This window comes from Mesorhizobium sp. CA13 (genome assembly GCF_020165235.1).
Taxonomy (GTDB): domain Bacteria; phylum Pseudomonadota; class Alphaproteobacteria; order Rhizobiales; family Rhizobiaceae; genus Mesorhizobium.
In genome coordinates, this window is sequence record NZ_JAIUHS010000007.1 from 224320 (window position 1) to 241462 (window position 17143).

Here is a 17143-nt window from a genome sequence, read left to right on the forward strand (position 1 = left end):
CCTCTTCGCTTCGTTCCATCCTCGCCGACGGCCGTCAGAGCGGCCGGTAGGCGACGGCTTCCACTTCGATCTTGATGTCGATCATCAGCCGCGATTCGACCGTGGTGCGGGCCGGCGGGTTCTTCGGGAAATGCCTGGCATAGACGGTGTTGAAGGCACCGAAGTCGCGCGCGTCCTCCAGCCAGACGGTGGTCTTGACGACATCGTCCATGGTGCAGCCGGCCAGCGCCAGCGCCGCCTTGACGTTGGAAAGCACCTGCTCTGTCTGTTCCGCTATGCCGCCCTTGACGACGATGCCGTCGCCGCCGACCGGCACCTGGCCCGAGACATAGACGAAGTCGCCGGCCCGCACCGCGGGTGACAGCGGGACATGCGATGTTCCAAAACATTGTTTGGGCAAGAGCGGACCTCCTCTGATGATATGGCGGGACACTATGGGAGCGCCCGCCTCGGCCGAGATTTACCCCGATCGAGGCGATCCCGATAGAGGCCTTGTTGGAAAGCAACATTCTTGGAAATCCACGTTGCTTTATTACAGAAGCGCTTGCATCGTGCGCTCGCCGGCCGGGCTCCAAGCCATTCGGGCCGGGCGCATTTCCAGAGCGGAGAACCTAGAATGACCTTCGACAAGAATCCGTTTCCATCCGGCGATGCCGACCGCCACGCGCTTTGGGAGATGCTGGTGCGGCGCGACATCGATGCCTTCATTGGCCAGGACTGGCCCATGGTCGAGGATGATTTCGTCGCCGAAAGCTTCTTCGGCATGCACGCGCATTTTCTTGCCAACGCCGACGCCTGGCGGCTGCAATTCCCCAGGCTGGAGATCTACCGCGACGAGTGGCTGCGCCAGGCCAAGGAAACGGCGGCGACCAAATTCGCCGAGCCGCTGCGCGAGGCGCTGTTCCGCGTCACCAACCTGCGCGACATCGATGTCGACGGCGACCGCGCGGTGCTGCACAAGAAATTCGACGGCACCGTCGCCAAGGCGGATGGCGGCGTCGACAGGCTGAAATGGCAGACGCTGTATTTCTGCAGGAAGGTCGGCGGCAGCTGGAAGATCGCGGGCTTCGTCGGCTACATGCCCTATCCGCTGGGAGGCTGAGGCGGGCGTATTCATCCGGATCGCCTGTGGGCCGAGTGCTTTAGCGATCGATCCGCGTCGACAGGATGATCGACGACGACGTCCGTTCGACCCCTTCGAGGGCGCCGATCTGGTCGAGCAGCGTGTCCAGGTCCTTGATCGACGGCGCGTCGGCGATGACGATCATGTCGAAATTGCCGCTCACCGAATGCAGCGTCCTGACCGGCGCCAGGGCGCGCAGGCTGCGCACCACCTTGTCGGCGAGCTTGGGCGTCACGGTGAGCAGCACATGCGCCCGCACCAGTCCCTGTTCATAGTCGGGCGCAAGCTTGACGCCGTAGCCGGCTATGATGCCGCGCTGCTCCAGCCGTTCGATGCGGCTCTGCACCGTAGTGCGCGACACGCCGAGCCGGCGCGCCAAAGCGGCGGTCGAGGCGCGCGCGTTCTCGCGCAGCAGGGCAAGCAGGGCCTGGTCGGCATCACTGAGCATTTCAACGAACCTGGTCGGCATATTGATTAAAACTGTACTTCATTTCGCACAATTCCACGCTTCCTTTCGTCCGGCAAGCCGCGATTGTAGCGGGGCAAATCAACTGTCGGGCGAGGGAACCGCATCATGAAGAACATTGTTGTCGTCGGCGCCGGCAAGATCGGCTCGACCATTGCCGAGATGCTGTTTTCAACCGGGGACTATCACGTCACCCTCGTCGACCGCTCGGCCGCGCAGCTTGCCGCGGCCGAACTGCCTGACGGCGTCGAGACGCTGGAACTCGACATCGCGGCCGCGGGCACGCTGGAAGCTGCGCTCGCCGGCAAGTTCGCGGTGCTCAGCGCCGCTCCCTTCCATCTGACCACGCGTATCGCCGAAGCCGCCGCAAGCGCCGGCGTGCATTATCTCGACCTCACCGAAGACGTCGTCTCGACCCGGCGCGTAAAGGAACTGGCGCGTTCGGCCGACAGCGCCTTCATCCCGCAATGCGGGCTGGCGCCCGGCTTCATCTCGATCGTCGCCAACGATCTCGCCAGCCGCTTCGACACGCTGGAAAGCGTGCGCATGCGCGTCGGCGCGCTGCCGCAATATCCTTCGAACGCGCTGAACTACAATCTGACCTGGAGCACCGACGGCGTCATCAACGAATATTGCGAGCCCTGCGAGGCGATCGTCGAGGGTGAGCTGGTCGAGGTGCCGCCGCTGGAGGAGCGCGAGGAATTCTCGCTCGACGGGGTAACCTACGAGGCCTTCAACACCTCGGGCGGGCTCGGCACGCTGGCCGAGACGCTGAAGGGCAAGGTGCGCACGCTCAACTACCGCACCATCCGCTATCCCGGCCACGCCGCCATCATGAAGGCGCTGCTCAACGATCTCGGCCTGCGCCATCGCCGCGAGGTGCTGAAGGATATTTTCGAAAGCGCGCTGCCAGCGACGCTGCAGGACGTGGTCATCGTCTTCGTCACCGTCTCGGGGCGCAAGAACGGCCGCCTGCTGCAGGAGACCTACGCCAACAAGATCTATTCGAAGCGGGTCGGCCAGACGGTGCGCAGCGCCATCCAGATCACCACGGCGTCCGGCATCTGCGCCGTGCTCGACATGCTGGCCGACGGCACCTTGCCGGCGACAGGCTTCGTCAAGCAGGAGGACATCGCGCTCGACGCCTTCCTCGCCAACCGCTTCGGCCGCGCCTACGCCCAGCACGAGATGGTCAGCCGGCTGGCGAGCTGAAGCCCAGCGGACAATCAAGGTCATCGGGACAACCGCCAGCTCCGTCTGGCCTATGGCGGCGCGTGGTTTTTGCCCGCAAAGTGGTTGCGAACACCCCTTTGCGAGAATGCCATGCGAAAGCTGATCTCCACCGGTTCGCCCTTCGAGAAGACCGCCGGCTATTCGCGCGCCGTGGTGCAGGGCGACTGGTGTTTCGTGTCCGGAACGACCGGCTATGACTATGCCTCTATGACGATGCCGGAGACGGTCGAGGCCCAGACGCGCAACTGCCTGGCAACCATCGCCAAGGCCTTGCTGGACGGCGGCTTCGACATGGAAGATGTGGTGCGCGCGCACTACTACATAACCGACCAGGCCTTCGTCGACGTGGTGTTCCCCATTCTCGGCGAGGCGTTCGGCGAGATCAGGCCGGCGGCGACGATGATCGTGTGCCAGCTCAACAAGCCGGAGATGAAGATCGAAATCGAGGTGACGGCGCTTCGGCGCACAGTCTGAGGAGGGCCAATGCCATGAAGGTGCGGCGCATCGTGGCCAATATCGAGACGCGGGACATCGCGGGGGCGAAGCGCTTCTATCACGACGTGCTCGGCCTCGATGTGCTCATGGATCAAGGCTGGATCGCCACCTATGGTTCCGGGGAAAGAATGCAGGCGCAGGTCAGCTTCATGGCGCAAGGCGGGTCGGGCACGCCGGTGCCGGACCTGTCGATCGAGGTCGATGATGTCGATGCCGCGCTCGACGCCATGAAGGCAGCCGGCTTCGCCATCGAATACGGGCCGGCCGACGAGCCCTGGGACGTGCGCCGCTTCTATGTGCGCGATCCCTTCGGCCGGCTGGTCAACATTCTCTCGCATCGGTGAATATCTCCAAAGCGCCGAGGCGACGGCAGACCTGGAAATGTTGGCGGGACAGCGCCCCCCTCTGGCCTGCCGGCCATCTCCCCCTCAAGGGGGGAGATTACGCACTTAGCCGCCTTCGCCAATTGTTCCTCCTTGCGTCGCAACCGCTTGGCGTTTAGCAAGGCCGCGGTCGCACAGCGCCGCGCGCCTCCTTGGCGCGCAAAGGGCTCTGTGCAAAATCGAAGCGAAATCTTTCTGGGACGGTTTCTCCATGGCAACGAAGCATCTTTTCCTGCTCCCCGGCGACGGTATCGGCCCCGAGGCCATGGCCGAGGTCAAGAAGCTGATAGCGGCCATGAACGAGAAGCTCGGCAGCGGCTTCGCCACCGACGAGGGGCTGGTCGGCGGCTCAGCCTACGATGCACATGGTGCCGCGATTTCCGATGCCGATATGGAGAAGGCTGTTGCCGCCGACGCCGTGCTGTTCGGGGCCGTCGGCGGTCCGAAATGGGATGCCGTGCCTTACGAGGTTCGCCCCGAGGCCGGCCTGCTGCGCCTGCGCAAGGACATGGAGCTGTTCGCCAATCTCAGGCCCGCGATCTGCTATCCGGCGCTGGCGGCGTCCTCCTCGCTCAAGCAGGAGGTGGTCGAAGGCCTCGACATATTGATCGTGCGCGAACTGACCGGCGGCGTCTATTTCGGCGAGCCCAAGCAGATCATCGATCTCGGCAACGGCCAGAAGCGCGGCATCGACACGCAGGTCTACGACACGTTCGAGATCGAGCGCATTTCGGGCGTCGCCTTCGAATTGGCGCGCACGCGCAAGAACCATGTCACCTCGATGGAAAAGCGCAATGTCATGAAATCCGGCGTGCTGTGGAACGAGGTCGTCACCCAGACCCACAAGGCCCGCTATTCCGACGTCAAGCTCGACCACATGCTGGCCGATGCCGGCGGCATGCAACTGGTGCGCTGGCCCAAGCAGTTCGACGTCATCGTCACCGACAATCTGTTCGGCGACATGCTGTCCGACATCGCCGCCATGCTGACCGGCTCGATCGGCATGCTGCCTTCCGCCTCGCTCGGCGCGCCGGATGCCAAGACCAAGAAGCGCAAGGCGCTTTACGAGCCGGTGCACGGTTCGGCGCCCGATATCGCCGGCAAGGGCATCGCCAACCCGATCGCCATGATCGCTTCCTTTGCCATGTGCCTGCGCTATTCCTTCGGCATGGTCGATGAAGCCGACAGGCTGGAAGCGGCAATCGCCGCCGTGCTCGATCAGGGCCTGCGGACGAAAGACATCATGTCCGAAGGCATGACCGAGGTCGGCACGGTCGAGATGGGCGACGCGATCATCGCCAAGTTCCTGGGCTGAGCCCATGACGGTCGACGTCCGCCGGGCGACGACCGACGACGCGACGGCGCTCGCCACCGTGCTGTGCGAAATGGCGGTGCAATACGGCAACCGCCGCTCGACCACGCGCGCCTCGTCGGCGGCACGGAAATGGCTCGCGAGGAAGCCCGGCCTATCCGCATTTCGCGCTGGCCTTCGTCGAGGGCAAGGTCAGCGGCCTGGCGTCGGTGGCGATCGCGCATTCCGGCATCGATCTCGAGCGGTTGCTGTTTCTCAAGGACCTGTTCGTGCGCGACAAAGCTCGCAACGCCGGCGTCGGCCGGGCGCTGATCAGCTTTCTCGCCGGCCATTGCCGACGCCACGGCATCAGCTGCATCGACCTGACCACCGAGGACTGGAACGAAGGCGCGCTGCGCTTCTACGACCGGCTTGGCGCCGAACGTCATGGCCAGAAGCTATTTCTCAGGCTTTCGGACGAGGCGCTGGGGGCGATCAAACCCTGACACCGGTCGGCACGGGCCCCCAAGGGTTTTCGCCCAGCTGAGGCGGCATAAGCCCGAAGACTAGCAGGGCGATGCCACCGATGAGCGGGATGAAGCAGAGCAGGGCAAACCAGCCGCTCAGGCCGGCGTCATGCACACGCCGCACGAGGAGCGCAATCCAAGGCAGGATCAATCCCGAAAGGAAAACCAGGAGGGGTATGAACCCTATGGACCCTATCGGCGCCCTGTCCGCGTTGGTTTCGAAGCCGTTGATCGCCAGGTCAACAAGTATCCCGAAGCCGAAAAGCGTGAATATCCCGAGAGTGTAGAATAGCCAGAAGGCCCAGAATTCCTTGCGGCGGGAGCGTCCGTTGAAATTGCTGTAGTCCGCAATCACCGCGCGCCAGAAGTAAGCCCACAGCCCTGTGGGGTAGGCCGGCCGATTTGGGGCAGAACGGCTGGTCTGCAGTGGCTGACCGGTACTAGACGGCGGTGCGGCCGAGGCCACCGCGACTATGTTATGCGCAGTGCCGTCGTCCGGCCGGAACTCGACAAGAGCACCCCTGACTAGGATGAGTTCCTGGCTCAGATCGATACGGGAAAAGATATAGCGTTTGCCGTCAATTCCGTCGATGTAACCATAGTCCTGACCTTCGTCATAGTGGAACACCGCCCCGCGCATGCTCTGCCCCCATTGCACATTGCGTCGCGCATACTACTCAAGATTGTATATATTACAATACGCACGCGACGCCCGCCGGCACCGCTGCCCACTGGTTCTCCCGGCCCTGCGTCGGGATGAGCGCAAAGACCAGGATGATCAGGCTGCCGATGCTGGGGATCAGGATCACCGGGAAGAGCCAGCCGGTCAGGCCGATGTCGTGCAGGCGACGCACTGTCATGCCGAGGCCAGGCAGAAAGGTGGCAAGCAGGAAAAGGCCGAACAGGCCAACCGTCATCACCGGCATTTGGGCGTCGTCGAGATTGCCCATCCCGGCATCGGCGAAAACGCCGATGCCGGTCACCGCCAGCAGCGCGACGAACCAGAACAGGCAATAGGCCCAGTATTCCTTGCGGCGGGCGCGGCCGGCGAAGTTGAGATAATTCTCGGTGATGCCGCGCCAGAAATAGCCCCACAGGCCGGGCTCGGCCGATCCGGCGCTGGCGGAGCGGCCAAAATGCCGCGGCTGCGCGACTTGAGCAGCGAAAGAGGCGCAAGCACTGGTTCGCGCATCGGCGGCCGCGCCGGCTGGAGGCCCAGGGCCGGGCGGGCATGAAAATGCGACGGCTGCCTTGGCGCCGGAAGACCTCAGCTCGGCCGCTTCTTCGCCTTCTTGTGTTTCGGCGGTCCGGCGTTGTCGAATTTCGGCTTGCCCGGCTTCTTCGCCCAGGGCTTCGCGTCCGATGCGGCGGGGCGCTGGTCGCCAGCCGGCGCGCGCTTCTCGAATTTGCGCTTCGGCGCGTTCGGGTCGAACGGCGCCTTGCCGCGATGCGGTTTCTTGTCGGGGCTTGGTGGCTGGTAGCCGGCGCGCGACAGGTCCGGCGTGCCGTCCAGCCGTTTCACCACGATGTTACCTTGCAGTTTGCGGTCGGGACCGACGGCGGCGAGGAAACGGTCGGCCCAGTCGGCTGATATCTGCACGAAGGTCTCTTCCGGCTGCATCTTGATGGCGCCGATCTCGCGCTTGGTGATGCTGCCGGTGCGGCACAGCATCGGGATCAGCCAGCGCGGCTCGGCATTCTGCCGGCGCCCGACCGACAGCGAAAACCAGACGCTGGCGCCGAAATCGTCGCGGCGGCTGGGCGCCTCGTCGCGGCGCGCGAAGTCTTCGCCCGCCGGTCTCTCACGCGACGGCGTGAACGGCGCGATTTCCATCAGATCCTCGGGCGCCGAGCGGCTGGAGCGGCACAGCCGCACGAAGGCGGCCGTCACCTGTTCGGCGCCATGCCTGGCGAGAAGCGCGTCGATGAAGGCGCGCTCGTCGTCCTTCACCGGTTCGTCGAAAGCGGGATCGGCAAGGATGCGCTCGTCGTCACGCCGCATCACGTCGTCGGCGGATGGCGGACTTGCCCATGTCGCGGTCAGCTTGGCGCTCGCCAGCAGCCGTTCGGTGCGCCTGCGCGCGCTGCCCGGCACGATCAGCGCGCTGACGCCCTTGCGCCCGGCGCGTCCGGTGCGGCCGCTTCGGTGCAGCAGCGTTTCCGGGTTGGTCGGCAGGTCGGCATGGATCACCAGTTCGAGATTGGGCAGGTCGATGCCGCGCGCCGCCACGTCGGTGGCGATGCAGACCTTGGCGCGGCCATCCCGCATCGCCTGCAAGGCGTGGCTGCGTTCGTTCTGGCTGAGCTCACCCGAGAGCGCGACGACGGAAAAATTGCGGTTGTTGAAGCGTGCGGTGAGATGGTTGACGGCGGCACGGGTGTTGCAGAACACCAGCGCGTTCTTCGCTTCGTAGAAACGCAGCACATTGATGATGGCGTTCTCGCGGTCGGCCTGGGCGACGCTGAGCGCCCGGTATTCGATGTCGAGATGCTGCTTTTCCTCGCCGGCGGCCGAGATGCGCACCGCGTCCCGCTGATAGCCCTGGGCGAGGGTTGCGATGGAGCGTGGCACGGTGGCCGAAAACATCAGCGTGCGGCGCTCGGCCGGCGCGGCGTCGAGAATGAATTCCAGGTCCTCGCGGAAACCGAGATCGAGCATCTCGTCGGCTTCGTCCAGCACCACCGCCTTGAGCGCCGACATATCGAGCGAGTTTCGCGTGATGTGGTCGCGCAGCCGGCCGGGGGTGCCGACGACGATATGGGCGCCGCGCTCCAGCGCGCGCCGTTCCGTGCGCATATCCATGCCGCCGACGCAGGAGGCGACCGTGGCGCCGGTCAGCTCGTAGAGCCATTCCAGTTCCCGCGTTACCTGCAGCGCCAGCTCGCGCGTCGGCGCCACCGCCAGCGCCAGCGGGGCCGCGGCATGGGCAAAGCGTTCGGCGCCGCCCAGGAGCGTCGGCGCCATGGCAAGGCCGAAGGCCACCGTCTTGCCCGAACCGGTCTGTGCCGACACCAGCGCGTCGGCCTGGCCAAGTTCCAGGACCGCCTTCTGCACCGGTGTCAGTTCGGCATAGCCGCGTTTTTCCAGCGCCTTCGCCAGCGCCGGAACGATACCTTCGAAGTTGGACATCTCGCTCTTTCGGAATTCAGGGTTCTGCGCTCATCATGGAGCACATACAGGGCTGGCGCAGCGCCAGCCAGACGATCTCAGCCGTTCGTACTTGCTGGCGCCGCTCTTGTACAGGGCAAGCGGCACCGCCTTTCCTTCTCCCGCAAGGAGGGAAGGAAGAAACACCGCTGATTGACTCTTTATCGAAACCGCGTAAAAGCCCGCTTCGAACGGGATCGTTTTTCGATGCGCGGCCTTTTGAAGGCTCTTCTTGCATTCGACGCCCCCAGCCTCAATGAGCATCATTGGGCCGGGTATCTCGGCGCGTCCCCCCGTTCCAGCAATATAACGGCCAAAACCACCACCAAAACGGTGTGATTCCCTTGGCCTGACCACCCTCTCCCGGGTTCGGCCCGGGGGACGGAACCCGCACCTGGCCGGCGGGTTTTCTCCAACAACCAAGCGGAGAGGGATAGGAGATCTTTATGAGTTTCAAGGTTGCGGTAGTTGGCGCCACGGGCAATGTGGGCCGCGAAATGCTCAACATACTGGAAGAGCGCGGTTTTCCGGTCAGCGAAGTGGTGGCGCTTGCCTCGCGGCGCAGTCAGGGCACGGAAGTGTCGTTCGGCGACCGCACGCTGAAGGTCCGGGCGCTCGACACCTACGACTTTTCCGACACCGACATCTGCATCATGTCGGCCGGCGGCAATGTCTCGAAGGAATGGTCGCCCAAGATCGGCAAGCAGGGCTGCGTCGTCATCGACAATTCCTCGGCCTTCCGCTACGACGCCGACGTGCCGCTGATCGTGCCGGAAGTGAACCCGGACGCGATCTCCCTGTTCACCCGCAAGAACATCATCGCCAACCCGAACTGCTCGACGGCGCAGCTTGTCGTGGCGCTGAAGCCGCTGCATGACGCGGCCACCATCAAGCGCATCGTCGTGGCCACCTATCAGTCGGTGTCGGGCGCCGGCAAGGAAGGCATGGACGAGCTGTTCACGCAGACACGCGCCGTGTTCGTCGCCGACCAGGTCGACGTCAAGAAGTTCACCAAGCGCATCGCCTTCAACGTGATCCCGCATATCGACGTCTTCCTCGACGACGGCTTCACCAAGGAAGAGTGGAAGATGGTCGCCGAGACCAAGAAGATGCTCGATCCCAAGATCAAGCTGACGGCGACCTGCGTGCGCGTGCCGGTCTTCATCGGCCATTCGGAAGCGGTCAACATCGAGTTCGAAAAGCCGATCACCGCCGACGAGGCGCGGGACATCCTGCGCGAGGCGCCGGGTTGCCAGGTCTTGGACAAGCGCGAGGACGGCGGCTACATCACGCCGCTGGAATCGGCTGGCGAGGACGCCACCTTCATCTCGCGAATCCGCGAGGATTCGACCATCGACAACGGCCTGTCGATGTGGATCGTTTCCGACAATCTGCGCAAGGGCGCCGCCCTCAACGCGGTGCAGATCGCCGAGCTGCTGGTCGAGCGCGGCCTGATCCAGCCGAAGAAGAAGGCGGCATAGTTCTCGCTCACGGGCTCGGCCTTTGGCCGATTCTGGTCTCGCTCACGGGCCGCACCGCCGCTGCCGCGGCTGGCCCTGCGCGGGCGCGCCGGACGACCGGCGGCCTGCGGTCGCAGGCCCGGTCTTTGGCCGTAGCTCCCTTCTCCTCGTCCCTATACGGGGAGAAGGTTCCGGCAGGCGGATGAAGGGTAGCGCAGGCGCATGATGCGATAGGTCACTCCCGGTTCTTTTCCGCCAACCCCACCAATATCGCGATCGCCTCTTCCGCCCGGTCGGCCGGCACGAACAGATGGTCGTGATAGAAGGCGGAGACGGGATTGACGCCCATGCCTGCGGCAGCAAGGCGCGCGGTGATGGCGGCGAGGAAGCCGACGGCTTCCAGCGACGAATGGATGTTCAGCGTTATCATGCGGCAGCGGAAAGCGGCTTCCAGCCCGGCTGCCTGCGCCTCGTCTTCGAGCAGGATCAATGTCGTGCCTTCGCGTTCGCGAAACAACATGACCGCTTCGAGCTCTTCCGGAACCGATACGCCCGCCGGCAGCGTGGCGAAGACATGGATGCCGGCAATCAATTCCGGCGTCATCGACGCCAGCAATGCCTTCAGATCTGTCTCTCCGGCCATGTCGCCTGCTCTTGTCTGACGGGCCACGCCCGTCGGCTCTTCATATACGCGACCCAAGCGCGCCGATAGCCGCGCCGGCGCGCTGCACGGACGAATCGGCGAAAGAACTGCGCTATGGCGTGAGAATATCAACCATTTCAAATGCTTGCCGGAGATCGGCATGGCCTTGGCAGGGGCGGCCAAGCGCCGGCCTTCAATGTCTAGGGATCAAATTGGCCGTCTGGGAGTTAAGAACATGGCGGCGAGGACGGCGATCCCCGTGAGAGAGGAACGACTATGAAGAAAATCATGACCATTCTGGTGCTGACGGCAGCGCTTGGCGCCTGCTCGCAGACGGAAAAAGGCGCGGCTGTCGGCGGCCTGGGCGGAGCGGCGGTCGGTGCGGCGGTGGCGGGCGATCCCGTCCAGGGCGCCGTGGTTGGCGGCGCGGTCGGCGCCGTGGCCGGCGCTTTGATCGGGCGGGCCAGCGAACCGGGCCGCTGCCGTTATCGCGATAGCCGCGGCCGTGTCTATATCGATCGCTGCCCGAGCGGGTATTGAGAGGCAGCATCCGCCCAATGAATTCGAAATAGCAAACGGCGGGCCCTTAGCCCGCCGTTTCGAAAACGCCGATCGATGATCGATTACTCGGCCGTGGCGGGCTCCGCCTCGGCCGGTGCGGCCGCGGCCGCCGCGACGGCGGCAGCGGCGTCGTCCTGCGCCTTCTTCAGAAGCGCGGCGCGCTCTTGCGCCTTCTTGCCCGGCTCGGCCTTCTTCGGGTTGGAACGGGCGTCGCGTTTGGCGAGGCCGGCCTCGTCGAGGAAGCGCAGCACGCGGTCGGTCGGCTGGGCGCCGTGCGACAGCCAGTGCTTGACGCGCTCGGCGTCAACCTTGACGCGCTCGCCGTCCTTCGGCAGCAGGGGGTTCCACGAGCCGAGCGACTCGATAAAACGGCCGTCGCGCGGCGAGCGCGCGTCGGCGACGACGACGTGGTAGTAAGGACGCTTCTTCGAGCCCGCGCGGGCCAGTCTGATCTTCAGTGCCATTTCTTATCTCCTAAAAGCTCTGATTTCGTTGATAGGGTTGCGGCTAAATCTTTGTCTTCAGCCGGTTTTCGTCACGCCGTTGGCAGCGGCGATCTGTTCGTGGTGGCGGATCACTTCGCGGACGACGAAATTGAGGAATTTCTCCGCGAAATCCGGGTCGAGATGCGCATCATCCGCCAGCTGGCGAAGACGGGCGATCTGCTGCTGTTCGCGCGCCGGGTCAGCCGGCGGCAAGCCGTGCTCGGCCTTGAGCAGGCCGACCGCCTTGGTGCAGCGGAAGCGCTCGGCCAGCATGTGGATGAGGGCGGCATCGATGTTGTCGATCGATGCACGGTAGCCGGCCAGGATGGTGCGGGCGTCCGCCATGTCCTTTTCCTCGTTCATCCGTCTTCTCACTTCTTCTTGCCAAGGCCCGGCAGTCCGCCTCCGCCGAGGCCGGGAAGCCCCGGAAGTTTCATGCCGCCGGGCAGGCCTGGCAGGTTGCCGCCGGGGAGGCCGCCGGGTAGGCCCTTCATGCCGCCGAGGCCGGCGGCCTGCGCCTGCTTCTGCAAGGCTTCAAGCTGCTTGGGATCCATCTTGGAGAGGTCAGGCATGCCGCCCATGCCACCGGGCATCATGCCGCCGAGCCCCATCTTGGAGGCGAGTCCGCCCATCATGCCGCGCATCAGGCCGCCGCCTTTACCCTTGCCGCCCATCGCCTTCATCATGTCGGCCATGCCGCGATGCATCTTCAACAGCTTGTTGATCTCGGCGGCATCGGTGCCGGAGCCGGCGGCGATGCGCTTCTTGCGCGAATGTTTGAGAATATCGGGGTTGGCGCGCTCGGCCTTGGTCATCGAGGAGATGATGGCGAGCTGGCGGCCGAACATCTTGTCGTCGAGCCCGGCGGCGGCCATCTGGTCCTTCATCTTGCCCATGCCGGGCATCATGCCCATGATGCCGCCCATGCCGCCCATTTTCGACATCTGCTGAAGCTGCTGGGCGAGGTCGTTCAGGTCGAACTTGCCCGACTGCATCTTCTTGGCCATCGCCGCCGCCTGCTCGGCGTCGATGTTCTCGGCGGCTTTTTCGACAAGCGAAACGATGTCGCCCATGCCGAGAATGCGGTCGGCGATGCGCTTGGGGTGGAACTCCTCCAGCCCGTCCATCTTCTCGCCGGTGCCGATCAGCTTGATCGGCTTGCCGGTGACGGCGCGCATCGACAGCGCGGCGCCGCCACGGCCGTCGCCGTCCATGCGGGTCAGCACCAGTCCGGTGATACCGACGCGCTCGTCGAAACTCTTGGCCAGGTTGACGGCGTCCTGGCCGGTCAAGGAGTCGGCGACCAGCAGAATCTCGTGCGGGCTCGACACCCTCTTGATGTCGGCCATCTCGAGCATCAGCGGCTCGTCGATATGGGTGCGGCCGGCAGTGTCGAGGATGACCACGTCGTGGCCGCCGAGCCTGGCCGCCTGCACGGCGCGCTTGGCGATATCGACGGGGTTCTGGCCGGCAACGACAGGCAGCGTCGCTACCTTGACCTGCTCGCCGAGCTGGCGCAACTGCTCCTGCGCGGCGGGGCGCCGCGTGTCGAGCGAGGCCATCAGGACCTTCTTGTTCTGACGCTCGGTGAGCCGCTTGGCGATCTTGGCGGAGGTCGTGGTCTTGCCGGAACCCTGCAGGCCGACCATCATGACGACGACAGGCGCCGGCGCGTTGAGGTCTACGGCGACGCCTTCGGCGCCGAGCATGTCGACCAGTTCGTCATGCACGATCTTGACGACCATCTGGCCGGGCTTGATCGACTTCAGCACCGCCGCGCCGACCGCCTTCTCGCGCACCTTGTCGGTGAAGGAGCGCACCACTTCCAGCGCCACGTCGGCCTCGAGCAGCGCACGGCGCACCTCGCGCAGCGCCGCCGAGACATCCGCCTCCGACAGCGCGCCGCGGCCAGTCAGGCCGTTCAGGATGGAGCCAAGGCGCTCCTGAAGTGATTCAAACATTCTGTTTCCTTTTCCCTGGCAACCGGATGGTGCCCGAGAAGTAATGCGTTCGCGCCAAGTGTCCAAGTCTCGTGGCAAGCAAAAGCCAAAACCAAAAAGCACCCGGGGGCGCACAGCGCTGCCGGGTGTTGGCCTCCAGGATCTGTTTACAGCAGTTGGCCTCAAAGAGGCTTCGGCGTCCTGGTCGGCTTGCTCGGAGGGATACTCGTCGCGGAATTCGGGGCTGTAGACAGGAAAACGGCCGCGGAGTCAAGACAAGGACCGTTCCGCTGGTCTCCCCGCGCAGCAATCAGGTCGCCTTCGTTCCGTCTGCAGGTTCGGCCGAGACCCTCAGTGGCGAGCGCGGATGTAAGAGCAGCAGTATCGTCAGCAGGCTGCAGGCGATGCCGATCATGGCGATGAGGACCGCATCCGACGTCGCCCAGCCCGGCCCTTCGAGAGGTCTGGCGGTAAACAGGGCGAAGGAATTGTAGCTCTCCTGATGCGAGATCAGCAGGAAGCCGGTCAGATTGTTGCCGAGATGGGCACCGAGGGCGGCGCCGAGATTGCCAGTGGCATAGACCACCAGCGTCAAAAGCAGCGCGAAGGCGGCGATCGAGGCCAGCACGGAGGCGTTGATGGCCGCCGAGGAGCTCGGGCTCCAGTGGAGTGAGGTGAACAGCAGGCCCGGCAGCAGCGCCCAGATCAACGGGCTCCTGAAGCGGTACGCCAGACCGCGCAGCAGGTAGCCGCGGAACAGCACCTCTTCCGACGACGTCTGCAGAAAAGTGAGCGCCAGGATCGGGATCAGGAACAGCAGCCAGGACGACAGGGCAATCGAGCCGCGCGCGATCTCGGGCTGCATCAGGTAGAGCAGGACCTCGGACACGAGCGAGGTGACCAACACCGCGGTCAGTCCCTTGGCGAAGCCCGATCGCGAAATGCGACGGCTGTTGCCGAGGAGCGCCGACAGCTTCTCGCCATGCACCCAGCGCATGGCGATCCACAAGCCGATCCAGATGCCGGCGAAAGACGCGAGCGCGGTGAGGATGCCGACGGGCGACGCAAGGAAGCCCTGCATGCCGCCGGCTGGCGCAGCCGCGCCTTGCGCTGTCCGCCAGGCGAAAAAGGCGTAGGTGCCGCCCAGCAGCACGACCACCGTCGTCGCGGCCCAGAACAGGACGACGATCCCGGTCCCGAGAACTAGGCGCGGCAGGGTCGTCTTTTCGTTGGCTGTGTTTCGATAATGCTCGAAGGCGGCAGGATCCGATATCACGCTCTCTCGCAAGCTGGTGCTTCGCGTCGCATGATTTATGGGATCGGACGGTTCTGCGCAATCATTCCTGTTCGGTACGCCCCACCAGTCATCGGTGCATTCGCCCCGCCCTCGCCTGCCTGCCGGCAGGCGAAAGGCATGCTCCGATGATTACCCGCGCCTATCCGCTTCAACGCACCACATACACGATGCGCCGCGTTTCCGGGTCGATCAGCACCGGCTGGCCGTTCACATAGACGTAGCGGTAATCGTAATCGGGGATCTCGCGCAACTCGACGCTCTCGGGCAATACGGCCCCGGTGACCACCTCGCCCTCAAGATAGACAGGGTCGACGCGATGCGTGTCGACATAAGTCCTGACTTCGGCGGGAGGCTGCGGGATGGCGTCCTCTACCGGCTCGCCGGCGATGATCGAGCCGGTGTAATCGGTGGAATAGCCCTCGGGCGGCGACACGACGGCGACGCTGGAGCCGAGCGGACGACGCGTCAACATGACCCGGTCGCCGCCGAAATCAGCCGTCACATAGTCCGAATAGACCCAGCCCTGGCCACCGGCTTCGGCAATGGTGCACCATTTGCTGTTTTCGATACAGCCATTGAGCGTCGCCGACTGGCCGGCGGCGAGCACGCCGATGACAGGATATTGCGGGCCTGGGCCGGCGCGGACGTTGAGATCGGTGATTGCGGAGACGGGGGTGTCGGCCATGGCGGCCCCCGAGAAAAGCGCGAGCATTCCGGCGACCGCGGGAAACAATACGGATTTCATGGTTTCTCTCCGTTTCATGGTCCCTCGGCAGCGAAAACGGGAGAGCGGCGCATGCGTTCCAGCTAAAATGTTGAAGCCAACTCACGATTTGTTCCCGTTTCTTGCGGCAGGCCGGTCAGAAGGTCGTGAACGAAGGCCAGTTTGCGCGCGGCGACATCCGAGATGACGAAGGGGTAGAGGTCGGGCAGACCCATGCAGCGATTGATGGAATTGGAGGCTTCCGACAGCACCAGCCAGCGCGACAGAATCTTTTCGAACGGTTCGGGAGCGGGTGTCGGTTCGGACGGCGCTGGTTGCAGCATGCCCCCGGTGTCGCCCTGGGGCAATTCGTTGGCTTCCACTGTCTCCAGCCGGCCGAGCGGGAAGTTCAGCGCATGGACCATTTCCAGCGTGTCGGTGATGTGCAGGTGGTGGGCCCAGCTTTCGGCCCAATCCTCCCAGGGATGGGAGGTGGCATAGGGCGAGATGTGGCGTTGCTGCCAGTCGGGTGGGGCACCATTGGCATAGTGGTTCTTCAATGCCTGCTCGTAGCCAGTGCGCTCGTCGCCGAACAGCGCGCGGAAGGCGTCAAGCCTTTGCGGATTGTCTCGGATCAGCCGGTCCCAGTAGTAGTGGCCGAGCTCGTGGCGGAAATGGCCGAGCAAGGTGCGATAGTTCTCGCCCATCTCAATACGCCGCCTTTCGCGCTCGGCGGAGTCGGCTTCGGCGACGTTGAGGGTGATCAGGCCATTGTCGTGGCCGGTCAGGATGTGCTCGCCGCCCGGGCCGCCGCCGATCGGATCGGCAAGGAAGTCGAACGCAAGGCCGGCCTCGTCGGCGGGGTTCTGCTTGGGCGTCACCGGCAGTCCGAAGGCCAGCAGCGAATAGACCGCGCGCTTCTTCGCCGCCTCGACGCGTATCCAGCGGCGGCGGTTGCCGGTGACGGAGAGGTCCGGGATCAGCTGGTTGAGCGCGCAGGCGCGGCAGAAGGGCTGTCCCGCCTCGGCCATCCAGTTGCAGGCGCATTCGTCGGCATTGGCGCATGGGGAGCCGCCGTCGGCACCGGACAGGGCAAAGCGGGCGCGCTGCGGATCGTAGAGCACGGCACTGGAGCAGTTCAGGCACCGGGCGTTCTCGAAATAGAGACGATGGCCGCAATGAGGACAGTCGAAGAGTTTCATCTCGGTCTCGGACCACGGAACAGGGGAAGGCGCGTCGTGCAAAACGCCGGCCGACAAACGTCGTTCCCCCCTGTGACGTCATTGAGCAACATGGCGCAAGGATCGTCAGGCCATGGGCGGTTCTTGCCATAATAATTGCTTGATCGTAGGCAAATTCCCATCCATTGGCCAGCTTGCGCGCGCGAC

The 17143-nt window shown here is 64.5% G+C and carries 20 protein-coding genes and 1 pseudogene; 8 read left to right on the top strand and 13 right to left on the bottom strand.

Features of this window, described 5'->3' with window-relative positions:
* Window positions 1–34: 34 nt before the first annotated feature.
* A complete protein-coding gene (locus LB566_RS18380; RefSeq protein WP_140550583.1) occupies window positions 35–400 on the bottom strand; it encodes a RidA family protein in 366 nt (121 codons plus the stop codon).
* A gap of 216 nt (window positions 401–616) precedes the next feature.
* On the opposite strand from LB566_RS18380, the gene LB566_RS18385 reads away from it, so the two are divergent.
* Window positions 617–1102, top strand: coding sequence for a hypothetical protein (locus LB566_RS18385; RefSeq protein ID WP_140550584.1), 486 nt, complete (start codon window positions 617–619; stop codon window positions 1100–1102).
* Window positions 1103–1142: 40 nt separating this feature from the next.
* On the opposite strand, the gene LB566_RS18390 is transcribed toward LB566_RS18385, so the two are convergent.
* The gene (locus tag LB566_RS18390) at window positions 1143–1571 is read right to left on the bottom strand and encodes an Lrp/AsnC family transcriptional regulator (RefSeq protein WP_140492118.1); all 429 of its coding nucleotides are present in this window, start codon (window positions 1569–1571) and stop codon (window positions 1143–1145) included.
* Window positions 1572–1697: 126 nt separating this feature from the next.
* On the opposite strand from LB566_RS18390, the gene LB566_RS18395 reads away from it, so the two are divergent.
* From LB566_RS18395 to LB566_RS18415, 5 genes and pseudogenes are all read left to right on the top strand, one after another.
* Entirely contained in the window at window positions 1698–2801 is a 1104-nt protein-coding gene (locus LB566_RS18395) for a saccharopine dehydrogenase family protein (protein ID WP_140550585.1), read from the top strand.
* 111 nt (window positions 2802–2912) lie between these two features.
* Window positions 2913–3296 (top strand): RidA family protein, encoded by a 384-nt coding sequence (locus tag LB566_RS18400; RefSeq protein WP_140550586.1) that lies wholly within the window; start codon window positions 2913–2915, stop codon window positions 3294–3296.
* A gap of 14 nt (window positions 3297–3310) precedes the next feature.
* The gene (locus LB566_RS18405) at window positions 3311–3661 is read left to right on the top strand and encodes a VOC family protein (RefSeq protein WP_140550587.1); all 351 of its coding nucleotides are present in this window, start codon (window positions 3311–3313) and stop codon (window positions 3659–3661) included.
* A gap of 250 nt (window positions 3662–3911) precedes the next feature.
* Complete coding sequence (leuB, locus tag LB566_RS18410) at window positions 3912–5015, top strand: 3-isopropylmalate dehydrogenase (RefSeq protein ID WP_224625413.1); 1104 nt, start codon at window positions 3912–3914, stop codon at window positions 5013–5015.
* A gap of 155 nt (window positions 5016–5170) precedes the next feature.
* Window positions 5171–5497: pseudogene (locus LB566_RS18415) on the top strand (GNAT family N-acetyltransferase); the annotation flags it as partial.
* Here LB566_RS18415 and LB566_RS18420 read toward each other — a convergent pair.
* Genes LB566_RS18420 through LB566_RS18435 form a run of 4 tightly spaced genes read right to left on the bottom strand, consistent with a single transcriptional unit; the run spans window position 5487 to window position 8933 of the window.
* Window positions 5487–6158 (bottom strand): DUF805 domain-containing protein, encoded by a 672-nt coding sequence (locus LB566_RS18420; RefSeq protein ID WP_224625414.1) that lies wholly within the window; start codon window positions 6156–6158, stop codon window positions 5487–5489. The pseudogene LB566_RS18415 and the gene LB566_RS18420 sit on opposite strands and share 11 nt — an antisense overlap.
* Window positions 6159–6210: 52 nt before the next feature.
* On the bottom strand, window positions 6211–6882 hold the full coding sequence (locus LB566_RS18425) for a DUF805 domain-containing protein (RefSeq protein WP_318012858.1): 672 nt from the start codon (window positions 6880–6882) through the stop codon (window positions 6211–6213).
* A complete protein-coding gene (locus LB566_RS18430) occupies window positions 6786–8648 on the bottom strand; it encodes a DEAD/DEAH box helicase (protein WP_224625415.1) in 1863 nt (620 codons plus the stop codon). The genes LB566_RS18425 and LB566_RS18430 overlap by 97 nt, the downstream gene beginning before the upstream one ends.
* Before the next feature lie 33 nt (window positions 8649–8681).
* Window positions 8682–8933, bottom strand: coding sequence for a hypothetical protein (locus tag LB566_RS18435; RefSeq protein WP_224625416.1), 252 nt, complete (start codon window positions 8931–8933; stop codon window positions 8682–8684).
* Between the two features lie 179 nt (window positions 8934–9112).
* Between LB566_RS18435 and LB566_RS18440 the strand changes: the two genes are divergently transcribed.
* Complete coding sequence (locus LB566_RS18440) at window positions 9113–10147, top strand: aspartate-semialdehyde dehydrogenase (protein ID WP_140550592.1); 1035 nt, start codon at window positions 9113–9115, stop codon at window positions 10145–10147.
* Between the two features lie 214 nt (window positions 10148–10361).
* Here LB566_RS18440 and LB566_RS18445 read toward each other — a convergent pair whose 3' ends face one another.
* Window positions 10362–10769, bottom strand: coding sequence for an ACT domain-containing protein (locus LB566_RS18445; protein WP_224625417.1), 408 nt, complete (start codon window positions 10767–10769; stop codon window positions 10362–10364).
* Window positions 10770–11045: 276 nt separating this feature from the next.
* Here LB566_RS18445 and LB566_RS18450 point away from each other — a divergent pair, with 276 nt between their 5' ends.
* Entirely contained in the window at window positions 11046–11309 is a 264-nt protein-coding gene (locus LB566_RS18450; protein ID WP_140639557.1) for a YMGG-like glycine zipper-containing protein, read from the top strand.
* An 83-nt stretch (window positions 11310–11392) separates the two neighbouring features.
* Here the strand turns inward: LB566_RS18450 and rpsP are convergent, their stop codons facing one another.
* From rpsP to LB566_RS18480, 6 genes are all read right to left on the bottom strand, one after another.
* A complete protein-coding gene (rpsP, locus tag LB566_RS18455) occupies window positions 11393–11794 on the bottom strand; it encodes a 30S ribosomal protein S16 (RefSeq protein WP_140492156.1) in 402 nt (133 codons plus the stop codon).
* 57 nt (window positions 11795–11851) lie between these two features.
* A complete protein-coding gene (locus LB566_RS18460) occupies window positions 11852–12178 on the bottom strand; it encodes a chorismate mutase (protein ID WP_140492160.1) in 327 nt (108 codons plus the stop codon).
* A gap of 8 nt (window positions 12179–12186) precedes the next feature.
* A complete protein-coding gene (gene ffh, locus LB566_RS18465; RefSeq protein WP_224625418.1) occupies window positions 12187–13776 on the bottom strand; it encodes a signal recognition particle protein in 1590 nt (529 codons plus the stop codon).
* Window positions 13777–14065: 289 nt separating this feature from the next.
* On the bottom strand, window positions 14066–15031 hold the full coding sequence (locus LB566_RS18470) for a CPBP family intramembrane glutamic endopeptidase (RefSeq protein WP_224625419.1): 966 nt from the start codon (window positions 15029–15031) through the stop codon (window positions 14066–14068).
* Window positions 15032–15200: 169 nt separating this feature from the next.
* Window positions 15201–15797, bottom strand: coding sequence for a DUF1236 domain-containing protein (locus tag LB566_RS18475; protein WP_224625420.1), 597 nt, complete (start codon window positions 15795–15797; stop codon window positions 15201–15203).
* 62 nt (window positions 15798–15859) lie between these two features.
* Entirely contained in the window at window positions 15860–16957 is a 1098-nt protein-coding gene (locus LB566_RS18480) for a putative zinc-binding metallopeptidase (RefSeq protein WP_224625421.1), read from the bottom strand.
* Window positions 16958–17143: the final 186 nt, after the last annotated feature.